The 14,958-nt window shown below is 73.5% G+C and carries 11 protein-coding genes; 7 read left to right on the top strand and 4 right to left on the bottom strand.

Annotated features, from left to right (window positions below; all coding sequences use genetic code 11):
- Positions 1–193 precede the first annotated feature (193 nt).
- From QQ657_RS25040 to QQ657_RS25030, 3 genes are all read left to right on the top strand, one after another.
- Positions 194–2,914, top strand: a complete 2,721-nt coding sequence (locus QQ657_RS25040; protein WP_284744673.1) for an AAA family ATPase — start codon at positions 194–196, stop codon at positions 2,912–2,914.
- Positions 2,911–5,637 carry an ATP-binding protein gene (locus QQ657_RS25035; protein WP_284744672.1) on the top strand — a complete coding sequence of 909 codons (2,727 nt, stop codon included), beginning with the start codon at positions 2,911–2,913 and terminating at the stop codon, positions 5,635–5,637. The genes QQ657_RS25040 and QQ657_RS25035 overlap by 4 nt, the downstream gene beginning before the upstream one ends.
- 86 nt (positions 5,638–5,723) lie before the next feature.
- Complete coding sequence (locus tag QQ657_RS25030) at positions 5,724–6,413, top strand: alpha/beta fold hydrolase (protein WP_284744671.1); 690 nt, start codon at positions 5,724–5,726, stop codon at positions 6,411–6,413.
- Positions 6,414–6,422: 9 nt separating this feature from the next.
- Here the strand turns inward: QQ657_RS25030 and QQ657_RS25025 are convergent, their stop codons facing one another.
- From QQ657_RS25025 to QQ657_RS25015, 3 genes are all read right to left on the bottom strand, one after another.
- Positions 6,423–7,142 (bottom strand): TetR/AcrR family transcriptional regulator, encoded by a 720-nt coding sequence (locus QQ657_RS25025; protein ID WP_284744670.1) that lies wholly within the window; start codon positions 7,140–7,142, stop codon positions 6,423–6,425.
- 368 nt (positions 7,143–7,510) lie between these two features.
- Complete coding sequence (locus QQ657_RS25020; RefSeq protein ID WP_284744669.1) at positions 7,511–8,746, bottom strand: hypothetical protein; 1,236 nt, start codon at positions 8,744–8,746, stop codon at positions 7,511–7,513.
- Complete coding sequence (locus tag QQ657_RS25015; protein ID WP_284744668.1) at positions 8,743–9,249, bottom strand: SigE family RNA polymerase sigma factor; 507 nt, start codon at positions 9,247–9,249, stop codon at positions 8,743–8,745. Before QQ657_RS25015 ends, QQ657_RS25020 begins: the two co-directional genes overlap by 4 nt.
- Positions 9,250–9,474: 225 nt before the next feature.
- Between QQ657_RS25015 and QQ657_RS25010 the strand changes: the two genes are divergently transcribed.
- Positions 9,475–10,347, top strand: coding sequence for a MerR family transcriptional regulator (locus QQ657_RS25010; protein WP_284744667.1), 873 nt, complete (start codon positions 9,475–9,477; stop codon positions 10,345–10,347).
- Positions 10,348–10,378: 31 nt separating this feature from the next.
- Here QQ657_RS25010 and qcrB read toward each other — a convergent pair whose 3' ends face one another.
- Complete coding sequence (gene qcrB / locus QQ657_RS25005) at positions 10,379–11,947, bottom strand: cytochrome bc1 complex cytochrome b subunit (RefSeq protein ID WP_350310704.1); 1,569 nt, start codon at positions 11,945–11,947, stop codon at positions 10,379–10,381.
- Positions 11,948–12,119: 172 nt separating this feature from the next.
- Between qcrB and QQ657_RS25000 the strand changes: the two genes are divergently transcribed.
- Genes QQ657_RS25000 through QQ657_RS24990 form a run of 3 tightly spaced genes read left to right on the top strand, consistent with a single transcriptional unit; the run spans position 12,120 to position 14,900 of the window.
- Positions 12,120–13,487: a TIGR01777 family oxidoreductase gene (locus QQ657_RS25000; protein ID WP_284744666.1), complete on the top strand. Its 1,368-nt coding sequence runs from the start codon at positions 12,120–12,122 to the stop codon at positions 13,485–13,487.
- Positions 13,484–13,960, top strand: a complete 477-nt coding sequence (locus QQ657_RS24995) for a TspO/MBR family protein (protein ID WP_284744665.1) — start codon at positions 13,484–13,486, stop codon at positions 13,958–13,960. Before QQ657_RS25000 ends, QQ657_RS24995 begins: the two co-directional genes overlap by 4 nt.
- A 10-nt stretch (positions 13,961–13,970) precedes the next feature.
- Positions 13,971–14,900, top strand: a complete 930-nt coding sequence (locus QQ657_RS24990) for an SDR family NAD(P)-dependent oxidoreductase (RefSeq protein ID WP_284744664.1) — start codon at positions 13,971–13,973, stop codon at positions 14,898–14,900.
- Positions 14,901–14,958 lie beyond the last annotated feature (58 nt).

Below are 14,958 nucleotides of genomic sequence, written 5' to 3'. Positions count from 1 at the left end.
GGAATAGCAGTTCCGCGGAGCCGTCCTGAGCGGTACTCGTTCACGAGAAGCCCGGCGGGACCGGCAATCGCTCGCTAGGTCGAATGACCGAATCGAGGCCGCGGCCGCACTGGCTACCGTCTTCGGGCACCGCGGCGCACACTCGAACCGGGTCCCGCGGCGCGCCTGCGTGCCCCGGGGAAGGGACAGGGTCATGCGTGACGCCGGAATCGTGGGCCGGGACGCCGAGCTGGCCGTCCTCCACGCCTTCGTCGACCGCGCGGAGGTGGGCGCGGCGGCGCTGGCGCTGTCCGGCGACGCCGGGGTGGGGAAGACGGCGCTGCTGGACGCGGCCATCGCCTACGCCCGCGCCCGGGGGACGCGCGTGCTGTCGGCGTCCGGTGCCGAGTTCGAAGCCGGGATCGCGTTCGCCGGCCTGCACCAGCTGCTGAGCCCGCTGGTGCCGGACGATGGCGCGGCGAAGGCCCTCGGCGTCGCGCTGGGCATGCGCGAGGGGCCGCCGCCCAGCCGCGCGCAGGTGACCGACGCCGTGGTCGAAGTGCTCACCGCGGACCAGCCGGTGCTGGTGACCGTCGACGACCTGCACTGGATCGACCGGCCCAGCACGATGGTCCTGGCCGACGTCGTGCGGCGCCCGTCCCTGCGCCGCACCGGGTTGCTCGTTACGGTGCGGGCCGAGTACGCCAACCCGCTCGACGGCGCCGACGTCCACGTGGTGCGCCCGCTCACCGACGAGGCGGCCGCCGCGATCCTGCGGACCCGGTTCCCGGCGATGGCGCGCCAGGTCGTCGGCCGGCTGGTGGACGACGCGCAGGGCAACCCGCTGGCCCTGCTCGAACTGCCGGTCTCCCTGACCTCCGCACAGCAGCGGGGGAGCAGCGCCCTGCCGGAGACGCTTTCCTTGACCGAGCGGCTGCGCGGCGTGTTCGCGGCGCGGGTGAGCGCACTGCCCGCGTCGGTCCGGCGGACGCTCCTGTTGCCGGCGCTGGAAGATCGCGTCCGCCTGGACCTGGTCGAGGTGGCGACCGGACGGCGGGATCTCGCGCGGGCCGGGCGTGCGGGCCTGGTCGACGTCGACCGCGAGCACGGCCGCGTGAGCTTCCGGCACCCGCTGACGCGGTCGGCGGTCGTGGCGCTGTCGACGAGCGACGAACGCCGGCGGGCGCACGCCGTGCTCGCCCGGCGGCTGCGGGACCGTCCCGACCGATATGCCTGGCACCTGGGTCACACCGCTGCCGAGCCGGACGAGCACATCGCCGGCCTGCTGGAACAGGCCGCCGGCCGGACGCACCGCCGCGGCGACACGGCCGGGGCGGTCGCCGCGCTGCTGCGCGCGGCGGACCTGAGCCCGGCCGGCGCCGACCGCAGCCGGCGGCTCGTCGAGGCCGCCTACCTCGGCGCGGTCGCCGGGGGACAGCTGCGCCGCGTCCCCCGCCTGCTCGACGACGCGCAGCGGTGGGACGACGACCCGGCGCCGGACCTGGGCAGCGCCGTGGCCGCGGCCCACTACCTGCTGCTCAGCGGGGAGGGCGACATCGAGACCGCGCACCGGTTGCTGACCGGCGCGCTGGAGATGCGGGAAGGTCCGCTGGACACGGCGGACAGCACCGTCGTCGAGGCGGTCACCACGCTCGGCTGGGTGTGCTACTTCGGGGGCCGCGCGGACCTGTGGCACGCGTTCCACGGCGTCGTGGCGCGGCTTCGCCCGGACGTCCCCACGCCGGTGGCGTTCGTGCGTGCGTTCTTCGGCGACCCGGCACGGACGGCGCTGCCCGCGCTGGGTGCGCTCGACGAGGCCATCGCGGCGCTGGACGACCGGGTGGCCCCGATCGACGTGGTGCGCACCAGCCTGGTCGGCATCTTCGTCGACCGGCTGGCCGCGTGCCGCGAACCCCTGCTGCGGCTGCGGGACCGGCCGGAGGCCGACCACGCGGTCACCGTCCAGCTGCACGCGCTGACGTTGCTGGGCCTGGAACGCTTCCACGCCGGTGACTGGGCGCAGGCCGAGGTCTTCGCCGACGAGCACGTCCGGCTGGCCGACGACGGCGGCTACCAGCTCCTGCGCTGCATCGGGCTGTACCTGCAGGCGATGATCGCGGCGGGCCGGGGCGACGAGGCCAGGGTGCTCGACCTGACCGACCGCATGGTCGGCTGGGCCGCCCCGCGCGGGGTCACGCTGGTGTCCCGGCTGGCCGCGCAGGCCCGGACTTTGGCCGCGCTCGGCCGCGGGGACTACGACGCCGCGTTCCGGCACGCGAGCACCGTGTCGCCGCCGGGTGTCTTCGCTTCCCACGTGCCCCACGCGCTGTGGTTCGTCCTCGACCTCACCGAGTCCGCGGTGCGCACCGGCCGGCGCGAGGAGGCGGCGGCGCACGTCGCCGCCGCACGCGAGGCCCGGCTGGGGGAGATCTCGCCGCGCTACCGCCTGCTCGTCGACGCCGCCGCGGCGATGGCCGCCCCGGACGAGGAGGCCATGCCGGCGTTCGAGGCCGTGCTGGCGCGCCCGGAGGTGCGGCAGTGGCCCTACGAACACGGGCGTGTCCTGCTGGCGCACGGCGAGCGGCTCCGGCGGGCCCGGCTGAACCGCCAGGCGCGCGTGCGGCTGGAGCGGGCCCGCGAGGTCTTCGACGGCCTCGGGGCCACCGCGTGGCTGGCGCGCACGAGCCGCGAACTGGAGGCGGCCGGCCCGCACCGCGCGGACGACGGCACCGAGCTGCTCACCGCCCAGCAGCGCACGATCGTCCGGCTGGCCGCGGAAGGCCTGACCAACAAGCAGATCGCGCACCGGCTGTTCCTCTCGGCGCGGACCGTGGCCACGCACCTCTACCAGGCGTTCCCGAAGCTCGGCGTCACCTCGCGAGCGGGCCTGCGCGACGCGCTGCGTCGGCTACCCGGACGGGAGGACGAAGCGTGAAGCCGGCGCCGCTGTTCGGCCGAGACGACGACCTCGCGCACGTGCTGCGGTTCGTCGCCGACGCCGGGGGCGCGCTGGTGCTGCGCGGAGAGCCCGGGGTCGGCAAGACCGCCCTGCTGGACGCGGCCGCGGCGCACGCGACCGGCACGACGGTCGTGCGCATCGCGGGGACCGAGTTCGACGTCGAGGTCAGCTACGGCGCACTCGGCGCGATCCTCCACCCGTTCGCCGGCGGCCTCGACCGGCTGCCCGCGGTCCACTCGGCAGCGCTCACCGTGGCGCTCGGCCTGGGCCGGGGCGGCGCGGCCAACCAGCTGGCGGTGTCGCACGCCGCGCTGACCCTGCTCACCGACGCGGCCGCGGCGGGCCCGCTGCTGCTGGTCGTGGACGACCTCCAGTGGATCGACCGGGCGAGCGCGCAGATCCTCGGGTTCGTCGCGCGCCGGCTGGCCGGGACCGGCATCGGCGTCCTCGCCGCGTCCCGGAGCGGGGACGGCGAGGCGCCGGGACTGGGCGGCCTGCCCCGGCGCGAGGTGGCGGCGCTCGGCGACGACGCGGCGATGGCCCTGCTCGGGCACCGGTTTCCCGCGATGCCGGTTCGCGTGCGGCATCGGCTGGTCGAGGAAGCACAGGGCAATCCGCTGGCCCTGCTGGAACTGCCCACCACCCTCAGCCGGTGGCAGCGCGCCGGGACGGGCGCGCTCCCGGCCGTGCTGCCGCTGACCGACCGGCTGCACGAGGCGTTCGCCGCGCGGATCGGCGGCCTGCCGGCCCGGACGCGGGAGCTGCTGCTCATCGCGGCGCTGGACGGGGACGGGGAGCTGCGGACCCTGCGGGCGGTCGGGCGGGATTCGGCCCCGCTCGCCGCCGCCGAGCGGCTGGGGCTCGTCCGGGCCGACGGCTCGGGGGACCGGATCTCGTTCGCCCATCCGCTGATCCGGGCCGCGGTCGTGCACGAGGCGACCGAGGCCGAGCGCCGCCGTGTCCACCGGCGGCTCGCCGAGGCGCACCGCGGCCACGCCGGCCGGCACGCCTGGCACCTCGCGGAGGCGGCGACCGGGCCCGACGAGCACGTGGCGGCCCTGCTGCAGCGGTCCGCGCACACCAATTTCCGGCGTGGTTCGCCCGTGCACGCGGTCAGCGAGCTGCTGCGCGCCGCCGAGCTGAGCCCGACCCCGGGCGGGCGCAGCACGAGGCTGGCCGAGGCGGCCTACCTCGGCACCGTCGTCACCGGCGACTTCCGCGACGCCGCGCGGCTGCTGGAGTCCGCGCAGCAGGCCGCCACCGAGCCGTCGCCGGCCCTCGCCTTGGCGAGCGCCAACCACCTCCTCAACCGCGACGGCGACATCGACGGGGCACACCGCCTGCTCGCCGCCGCGGTCCGGGCCGCGCCCGACCCGAGCGACGCCTCCGACAAGACGCTGCTGGAAGCCCTCTACAACCTGCTGCTCGTGTCGTCCTTCGGCGGCGCGGACCCGAAGCAGTGGTCCGAGCTCCACGCGGCGCTGGCGCGACTGCGGCCCCGTTCTCCGGAGCTGCTCGCGATCCTGGAGGAGACCTACGCCGACCCGGCCCGCGCGTCCCGGGCAGTGCTGGACCGGCTCGACACCGCCATCGCCGGGTTGCAGCACGAAATCAGCCCGGCCCGAGTCGTCCGCGTCGCCATGGCCGCGTCCTATGTGGACCGGCTGGCGCCGTGCCGGGACGCGCTCACCCGCGTCGTCGGGTACGGCCGTGAAGGCGGCCCGATCGCCTCCGCCATCGAAGCGCTGTCCCTGCTGGGCGCCGCCGCGTTCCACAGTGGACAGTGGGCGGACGCGCTCGAGCGGGTCGACGAGAGCCTCGACCTCTGCGCGCGGCACGGGTACCGGCTCCAGGTCTGGCACGGCCGGTTCCTGCGCGCGCTGATCGCCGCCGCCCGGGGCGACCACGCCGCGGCGGCCGCGGCGGTCGCGGAGCTGACCGCGTGGGCGGATCCCCGGCATTCGGGTCTCGTCCGCCACCACGCCTTCCAGGTGGGGGCGCTCGACGCGCTCGGCCGGGGCGATTTCGAGGCCGCGTACCGCTTCGCCACGTCGATCACCCCGGCGGGCGAGTTCGGCTCCCACGTCCCGCACGCCCTGGGCACGATGCTGGACCTGGTCGAGGCCGCGGAGCGCACCGGGCGGCACGCCGAGGCGAAGGCGCACGCGGCCGCCGCACGGGAGACCAGCCTCGGCACGCTCTCGCCACGGCTGGCTTTCGTCACCTGCGTCGCGGAGGCGTTGACGGCGGCCGACGGCGACGACTGCCGGGTGTTCGCCGAAGCTCTCGACGCCCCGGGACTGGACCGCTGGCCCTTCGAGCTGGCCCGGGCCGAGCTGTACTACGGGGAACGGCTGCGGAAGACGAAGGCCGCCAAGCAGGCTCGCGCGTACCTCACCGCAGCGTGGGAGCGGTTCGAACGGCTGGGAGCCGAGCCTTGGGCGGTGCGGGCGAGCGCCGAACTCCGGGCCGTCGGGGCGCGGGCCCGGCCGGCCGCCGCGGTCGTCCTGACGCCCCAGCAGCGGCAGATCGCGACGCTCGCCGCGGAAGGGCTCACCAACAAGCAGATCGGCGAGCAGCTCTTCCTTTCGCCGCGGACCGTCGGCGCACACCTGTACCAGCTGTTCCCCAAGCTGGGCGTCACCTCCCGGGCGGCGTTGCGCGACGCCCTGACGGCGTTGGAGGACTCGCCGCGGTGACAGTCATTTGACCGAATCGGTGCCGGGGGAGCGCGTCCTAGTGTTCGTCCGTCAGCCCAGAAACCCGGTCACCGCAGGAGATCCGCATGAGCACAGGTGTGCGCAACGTCGTCCTCGTCCACGGCGGTTTCGTCGACGGAGGGGGCTGGGAGCAGGTCCACGCCCTCCTCACCCGGGACGGCTATTCGGTGAGCATCGTGCAGAACCCGACCCTGTCGCTGGAGGGGGACGCGGCGGCCACCCGGCAGGTCCTCGACCAGCAGGACGGCCCGGCCGTGCTGGTCGGGCACTCCTACGGCGGCGCCGTCATCAGCGAGGCCGGCACCCACGCGGGAGTGGCCGCGCTCGTCTACATCGCCGCTTTCGCGCCGGACAAGGGCGAGTCGGTGAACACGCTGATCGCCGACCCGCCGCCCGGTGCGCCGGTGCCGCCGATCCTGCCCCCGCAGGACGGTTTCCTGTTCCTGGACAAGGAGAAGTTCCATGCCTCGTTCGCCGGTGACGTGTCTCCGGAGCGGGCACGGTTCCTCGCCGACGCGCAGGTCCCGTGGGGTGTCGACGCCCTCGCGGGCGCGGTCAGCGAGCCGGCGTGGCGGCTCACGCCCAGCTGGTACCTCGTCGCGACCGACGACCACATGATCCCGCCGCCCGCGCAGCGCGCGATGGCCGAGCGGGCGGGCGCGACGGTGACCGAGGTCGCGGGCAGCCACGCCATCTACGAGTCGCAGCCGCGGGCCGTGGCCGACCTCGTCAAGCAGGCCGCGTCGGCCGTCTGAGCCGGCCGGTCACGCGCCGGACATCCGCTTGCGCCGCTGCCGCTCCATGGCGGCGATCTGGCGGTTGGTCAGCCCCGGCTCCGGCAACGGGGTCGGGGCTTCCCGCGCGGGTTGCAGGCTGTCCATGAGGAAGCCGATCATCCGCCGGTACAGCCGGGGGTGGCTCGGCCCGCCGAACTCGACCGACGTCTGCACCGCCATCGACAGCAGCAGCAGGTCCCCGGCCACGAGGTCGTCGCGCACCAGGCCGGCTTCGCGCGCTCGCCGGACGAGCGTCTCCAGGTGCTTGCCGGTGCGGTTGTGGCTGTCCTCCACCAGCTTCGCCAGCCGATGCGGTGTGCGGGGCCGCGACCAGCCCAGCGTCTCGCTGTAGGACCCGCTCAGCAGTTCCCGGAAGCCGCGGTCGGGGGCGATCGTCGTGATGCAGTCTTCGAGGAACCCGCCGATGCCGGCCCACGGGTCCGCGGCGAGGCTGGCGTCGAGCGCCTGCTGTTCCGCGCGCGCGAACTGCGGCTCGTACACCTCGTGGATCAGGTCGTCCTTGGTCGCGAACGTGCGGTAGACCGTGGCGACGCCGACGTCCGCGGCCTTGGCGACGTCGGCGAGCGTGGCGGTGCACCCCTGTTCGGCGAAGACGTCCGCGGCCGCGGTCAGGATCCGCGCGAGGTTCTCCTTCGCGTCCCGCCGTGACGGCGCGGGGCGGGGACCGGATGCGCGCGACGGGGACACCTCCCGGATTTTACCGGGCAACCCCACGGCTTGACTTTTTGGTCAGTGATCAATTTGCTGACTGAGTTGGTCGCTGGCCAAGTCGACACTCGAGCGCGGCGACTGTGTGGCGGCTTCACCACCACTTCGACCAGCGAGGCTTCAGTCGTAGCCGGCCCTGCGGGGACCGCCTGTCCGTGCCCGGCGCGGAGCTGTGGCCGACCGCGGCTGTGCTCCACATCAATCGGTGACAGACCGTCCGGGGCGGTCAGCTCCTGACGGGCGTCGACGACGCGGAACTACTCAGCCTCCAGGCCGCCGGCCGCGGCACCGTCGACAGAGCAGTGCCCTGGTCCCCGGGGGAGCTGTGGGCTCCCCCGGGGACGTGGTCACCAGTGCAGGCCGGGCAGCTCGGCGATCCGCACCAGGTCCGCCTTGGACAACGGCGGCGTGGGGCGGGATCGGTGGCCGTTACCCGACTCGGAGTTGGAGGTGAGGACGGTGATCATCGTGCCGTCCGCTGCCTTGGCGTTGAGCGTCACGACGGTCACGTTTCCCGGCTGCTGCAGAGTGGTGGTCAACGCGCCCTTGCGCCCGCCGGCCAGGTCGATCGGCTCGCAGCCCGGCTGGTTGCCGCAGGTGACCGCGCCGTCGGCCGGTGGCTGGAGGTCCACCAGCGCCCAGCCCGTGCCCTCGGTGTCGGTGAGGTTGGCGTAGGCCTTGTAGCCGCCCTGGCTGACCCGGAACCGCCAGCCGCGGTCGGAGCCCGCTGTCGGCTTGGCGCTCATACCGGCGGGCAGGGCCGTGGCGATCACCGTGTCCAGTTCGGCCGCGCGCCGGTCGGACGGTGCCGCGGGCACCGGCGGACCGCTCAGCTCGACCTTGAGCTGCGGCGCGGTCGCGATGGCGAGCAGCGCGTCGTCGCCGAGCACTCGGTTCTTCGATCCGTCGCCGCCGGTCTCCGCCACCCGCACGTACGTGCCGTCCGCGCGCCACACCTCGACCTCGACCAACGTCGCGTCCATCGAGGTCACGGTGACGCGCGCGGTCGAGCCGTCCGGGAGAGACCGGACCGAGCACTCGGTGCCCTGGTGGGTCACGCACTCGCCCGGCGGCTGCCCACCGCGCGACCGGAGGTAGACGAAGGCTGTCCGGTCACCGGTGAGCGTGAAGCTGCCGCCCCAGCTGTCCCGGATCACGCACAGCTTCAGCGGGCTCGCCTCGACCCCGGCGGGCAGGGGCAGGGCGATCTTCCGGAACGCCTCGGTCAGCCGACCGGATTCGCTCAGCTCCGCCGGGCTCGCGGTGCCGCGGGGCGCGTCGGGGTATCCGCCCGACATGGCGGGCACCACGCATCCCGGGTCCGTCGGCGCGGCGGTGGCCGACACCGGCGGTGTCGTGGATTCCGAGCCGCCGGGCTGGGCGGGCGTGCGGTCCAGCAGCCCGGTCAGTGCTGTGGCCGCCGCGACGACCGAGACGATCCCCACCGCCGTCGCCGTCAGCGCGCTCACCCGCCGCCGGGCCTGCCGCCTGCGCCCGTCCGCGACGACCTGGTCGAACTCCAGTCCGAGCGCCGGCTCGTCCGCGAGCGCCGACCCGATCATGTCCCGCACCTCCTCGCTCACGAGCCCTCCCACAACACAGTCCGGCGCGCGGCCAGTGTTCGCCGCAACGCTCCCAAGCCCTTGGACACCTGGCTCTTCACCGTCCCTTCGCTGCACCCCAACGCCGCCGCCGTCTCCGCGACCGGCAGGTCTTCCCAGTACCGCAGCACGACCGCGGCCCGCTGCCGGGGCGGCAGTGCTGCCAGCGCGTGCCGGACGTCCATGGCCTCCTCAAGGCCCGTCACCGCCTCGGCGACCTCGGGCACGACGTCGACGACCGTCTCCGGCCGTCGCTTCCGCCACCGTGATTCGTCGATGAGGGTCCGCACGAGCGTCTTGCGCACGTACGCGTCAACCTGCCCGTTGCGGTCCAGCCGCCCCCAGTGCTGGTAGACCTTGGCCAGCGCGGTTTGCGCCAGGTCCTCGGCACTGTGCCAGTCACCGCACAGCAGGAAAGCGGTCCGCCTCACCACGGCCGCTCGAGCCTCGAAGTACGCCCGGAACTCCCGGTCCCGATCATGCACCCGACACCCCTCTCAGTTCGTCACCCCTTATACGGCGTCCGATCGGAGGGCGTTGCTCGTAACTTTGGGTGATTGTCGAGCCTCCCGATGCGGTCGGCTTGGGGTCGGCCGATGCAACCTCGATCCACCGCGACCGCCTGTCGCGGTGGATCAGCGTCTGAGCGGCGCCGATGACGCCGCTCGCCCGCCACTTCGTGATTCAATACGCCTCCACGAGGAGGCCGGATGAGCAACACCGCCGGGACGCGGTTCTTCAGCTCGAGCGAGGTGGCTCGGACGCTCGGGGTGTCGCAGGTGACGCTGCGCACCTGGGAGCAGCGGTACGGGATCGGCGCCGCGGAGCGGGAAGCCAACGGCCGGCGCCGGTACACGCTCGAGGACGTCGACCGGCTGCGGCGGATGCGGGCTCTGCAGGCCCAGGGAACCAGTGCGGGCGACGCCGCCCGGCTGGTGCTGGAGCGATCGGCCGCCGGGGTGACCGCCGGGCAGCGCCGGCAACGGCTCGCCGAGGCGGCGGAGCAGCTCGACCTGGCCACCATGGGCGGCCTGGTCGAAGACGCGCTCGGCAGCCTGGGGGTGGCGAAGACGTGGACCGACGTCATCGCGCCGGTGCTGCGCGCCATCGGGGAGCGGTGGGCCCGCGGTGGTGACCGCAATGCCATGGCCGCGGAATGGGCGCTGGCGGCGGCTTCGTCCGGGGCGGTGGACCGTTACCAGGCACCGGCGCCGACCCGGGCCGGTCTTTCCCCGGTCGTCTTCGTCTGCGGCCCGGCGGAGCGCCACGAGTTGCCGGTCAAGATGCTCAGCGCCGCGCTGAACGACGACGGGGCCCCGGCGATGTTCCTGGGTGGCCTGGTGCCGCTCGACGTCCTGCGCGTGGTCACCGGCCGGTTCGCGCCGAGCGACGTCGTGGTCTGGTCGATGACGTCGCAGTCCGCGGACGTGCGGATCCTGCGTGCCTTGCACGGCGAAGGTGTGCCGGTGCGTCCGGCCGGCCCCGGCTGGCGAGGGCTGCCGACCGTGGGCGAGCCCTTGCCGCCGTCATTCACCGCGGCCCTGGCCGGGTTCGGCGGCTGCCGCCCCCCGACCGCGAAGTGAACGGTCAACGCACCTCGGGTTGCCGTGACGGTCATCGCCGCTTCCGTTCCAGGGCCCGGGTTTCCTCGGCCGGATCCGGGCTCAGCAGGGATCCCGGGACGGCGTGCCCGGCCGAGCCCAGCTTGTTCATCTTCTTCGGCACCGGCGCGCCCTGGTACTCGAGCGGGACCGCGGACAGGGGCTGGTGGATCTCGATGAACTCGCCGTGCGGCAGCCGTTTGATGATGCCGGTTTCGACGCCGTGGTCGAGGACTTCGCGGTCGGCTCGTTGCAGGCCCAGGCAGAGCCGGTACGTGACGAAGTAGGCCAGTGGCGGGGCGACGAGCAGCCCGATCCGGCCGGCCCAGGTCGTCGCGTTCAACGACAGGGTGAACTGAACGGCGAAGATGTCGTTGAAGCTGGACAGGGTGAGCACGAGGAAGAAGGCGATCGCCATCGCGCCGATCGAGGTGCGGACCGGTGTGTCGCGCGGGCGCTGGAGCAGGTTGTGGTGCGCGGTGTCACCGGACAGTTTCCGCTCTATGAAGGGATAACTCAGCAGCAGCGTCACGAGCACCGCGATCCCGATGGCGCCGGCGAAGAACACCGGGGGCACGGTGTGGTCGCCGAGGTAGAGCTCCCACGGCGGCCAGATCCGCAGCAGCCCGTCGGCCCACCCCATGTACCAGTCCGGCTGGGACCCGGCGGAGACCTGGGAAGGGTTGTAGGGCCCGAAGTTCCACACCGGGTTGATCTGGAACAGGCCCGACATCAGCGCCAGCACACCGACGACCAGCGTGAAGAACGCCCCGCCCTTCAACGCGAAGTACGGCATGATCCGGACACCGACGACGTTGGTCTCCTTGCGGCGCACACCCGGGAACTGCGTGTGCTTCTGATACCACACCAACGCCAGATGCGCCCCGACCAGCGCCAGCATGATGCCCGGCAGCAGCAGGATGTGCAGCGTGTACAACCGCGGGATGATCTGATCGCCCGGGAACTCCCCACCGAACAACGCCCAGTGGATCCAGGTACCCATGACCGGCACCGACAACACGATCCCCGACAGGGTCGCGCGGATACCGGTACCGGAAAGCAGGTCGTCGGGCAGCGAATAGCCGAAGAAACCCTCGAAGCAGCCCAGGATCAGCAGCAGCCCACCGATCACCCAGTTGGCCTCACGCGGGCGCCGGAACGCACCGGTGAAGAAGATCCGCAGCATGTGCACGGCCATCGCCGCGACGAAAATCAACGCCGCCCAGTGGTGCAGCTGCCGCATGAACAGGCCACCGCGCACGTCGAAGGACAGGTCGAGGGTGGTGGCGAAGGCCCGCGACATCTCCAGGCCCTGCATGTTCTTGAAGCTGCCCTGGTAGACGACCTCCTGCATGGAGGGGTCGAAGAACAGCGTCAGGTACACGCCCGTGAGCAGCAGGATGATGAAGCTGTAGAGCGCGATCTCGCCCAGCAGGAACGACCAGTGCGTCGGGAACACCTTGTTCAGCTGGTGCCGCAGGCCCTTGGCCGCGTGGTACCGCTGGTCGGCGTCGTTCGCGGCGGTGCCCAGCGCCTTTTCGACGGCACTCGCGCCCTTGGTTGGCGTGGTGAGTGAACTCATCGGCACCCGCTCCTCCCGGCTCGCGCCTCCGATCGATCGTCACACCGATGCTTCGCCGATGCACGTGCTTGCATCGGAGATGAATCGAATATTGCGTCCTGAATCGGCGATTTTCGGCAGGATTGGCTACCGTGAAGTCAGTAGTTGAGTCGAATATGCATCGGAGGTGTCGATGAGCGCGGAGTTCTCCGGTGTCGTGCCGGCCCCGCTGGACGAGGTGTTCGCCTGGCACGGCCTGCCCGGGGCGATCACGCGGCTGACCCCGCCGTGGCAGCCCGTGCGAGTCGGTGCGGAGGCCGACTCGCTGCGGGACGGCACGGCTGCCCTCGTCCTTCCCGGCGGACTGCGCTGGGCCGCGGCGCACGAGGCCGCCGGCTACCGGCCGCCGCACCAGTTCGTCGACCGGCTCGCCACCCCGGTGCTGGGGACGGTGCTGCCCTGGCGGCACACCCACCGGTTCGACGCCGACGGACCGGACCGCACGGTCGTCACCGACCACGTCGAGACGCCACTGCCGGAGGCGTTCCTGCGGTCGATGTTCGCCTACCGCCACCGGCAGCTGGCCGACGACCTCGCCGCGCAGCGGCGGTACTGGCACGAGCCGCTGACCGTCGCCGTGACCGGCGCGAGCGGCCTCGTGGGCTCGGCGCTGAGCGCGCTGCTGACCACCGGCGGCCACCGCGTGATCCGCCTGGTCCGCCGCGAAGCCCGCACCCCCGACGAACGGACGTGGCGGCCGGAGGATCCCGACGAGAAGCTGCTCACCGGGGTCGACGCGGTGGTGCACCTGGCCGGGGCTTCGGTGGCGGGACGGTTCGGCGAGCGCCATCGGCGCGCGGTGTGCGACAGCCGGCTCGGCCCGACCCGCGCGCTTGCCGAGCTGGCCGCCCGCACGCCCGACGGCCCCGGTGTCTTCGTTTCGGCGTCGGCGGTCGGCTACTACGGGCCGGAGCGCGGAGACGAAGTGCTCGGCGAGGACGCGGCCCGCGGCGACGGGTTCCTGGCCGACGTCGTCGACGCTTGGGAGGCGGCGACCGAGCCCGCGGCCGAGGCCGGGATCCGCGTGGTCCGGGTGCGCACCGGACTGGTCCTCAGCCCCCGCGGTGGCCTGCTGCGGCTGCAGTATCCGCTGTTCGCCGCCGGGCTCGGCGGGCCGCTCGGCCCGGGCCGGCAGTGGACGCCGTGGATCGGCATCGACGACCTGACCGACATCTACCTGCGCGCGCTCACCGATCGCACGCTCGACGGCGTCGTCAACGCGGTGAGCCCGGAGCCCGTCCGCAACGCCGAGTACACGCGGGTGCTGGCCCGGGTCCTCGCGCGACCGGCGGTGCTGAAGGTGCCGCGGTTCGGTCCGGAGCTGGTTCTCGGCCGCGACGGCTCCCGTGAACTGGCCTTCGCCGACCAGCGGGTGCGACCGCAACGGCTGGTCGAGGCCGGGCACGTGTTCCGGCACCCGCGGCTCGACGACGCGCTCGCCCACCTGCTCGGCCGGGCCACCACCCCGGCCGCCCGCACGACTGTAGGAGAACCGGTATGACGACCGTGCACCGTTCCGCTCCCGCGCCCGTCGTGCTGGCCGGCTTCGTCGCCGTGGTGGCGGTGGTCGCGGCGGTCGGCAGTCTCGCCGCCACGCAGTCGCGAGCCGTCTACGAAGGGCTGAACCAGCCGCCGTGGGCGCCGCCCGGGTGGCTGTTCGGTCCGGTGTGGACAGTGCTCTACCTGCTGATCGCCGTGTCCGGCTGGCTGTTCTGGCGCGCGGGTGGCACGCGGCGCGAGTTCGCCTGGTACGCGGCCGGCCTCGTGCTCAACGCCGCTTGGACGCCGTTGTTCTTCGCCGCCGGCGCCTACACCGTGGCTCTGGTGGAGATCGTGGCCCTGGATCTGGTGATCGCCGGGACGGCGCTGGTGTTCCGCCGCCGCTCGCCGGCCGCCGCGGCGCTGCAGCTGCCGTACCTTGCGTGGACCCTCTTCGCGACGTCGCTCAACGCCGCGATCGTCGTGCTCAACTGATCGGACTGACGTGATCGACACCCTCCTCGACCGTTCCGTGGTGCTCGGCTACTCGCGCGCGGGCTACCTGCTGCGCCGGCGGACCTGGCCGGCCGCGGACCCGGCGCCGGACGCGCTGCGTGGCCGGGTCGCCCTGGTGACCGGGGCGAGCTCGGGCCTCGGCGAAGCCGTCGCGGTGGGACTGGCCCGGCTGGGCGCCGAGGTCGTCTTGGTCGTGCGCGACCTCGGGCGCGGTGAAGACGCGCTCGCCCGCGTCCGCGCGGCGGTGCCGGAGGCGAAGGTCCGGACAGCCCGCTGCGATGTGGCCGACTTCGCGTCGGTGCGCGAGCTCGCCGCCCGGGAACCCCGCGTGGACGTCGTCGTGCACAACGCCGGCGTGCTGCCGCCCGAGCGCGGCGAAAGCGTGGACGGGCATGAGATCACGCTGGCCACGCACGTGCTCGGGCCGTTGCTGCTGACCGAACTGCTCCGCCCCGCGTTGCGCGCGTCCGCGGACGCGCGGGTGATCCTGATGTCCTCCGGCGGGATGTACACGCAGTCCCTCGCCGTCGACGACCCGGAGTACCGCGCCGGCCGCTACCGGGGTGCGACCGCTTACGCGCGCACCAAGCGCATGCAGGTCGAGCTCACCCCGCTGCTCGCCGAGCGCTGGCGCGCGGACGGTATCGCCGTGCACAGCCTGCACCCCGGCTGGGCCGACACTCCCGGGCTGGCCACGTCGTTGCCGGCGTTCCGGCGGCTCGTCGGGCCGCTGCTGCGCACGCCCGAGGAGGGTGCCGACACCGCCGTGTGGCTCGCCGCGACCCAGCATGCCCCGCCGGCAGGCCGGTTCTGGCACGACCGGCGCGAACGCCCCCGGCACCTGCTCCCGCACACCCACGCGACGGCGGCCGAGGTGGAGACTTTGCTGCGGTATTGCCTGGACGCCATCGGCCGGTGAGCAGTCGATCCAGGGCAGAAACACCGGCGTGATCAGGGCGAGCTGCAGCCAGTGGTTG

The organism is Amycolatopsis ponsaeliensis (assembly GCF_030182635.1).
GTDB lineage: Bacteria > Actinomycetota > Actinomycetes > Mycobacteriales > Pseudonocardiaceae > Amycolatopsis > Amycolatopsis ponsaeliensis.
The sequence above is the reverse complement of the archived record's forward strand: the minus strand, read 5'-3'. Positions and strand labels throughout refer to the sequence as shown.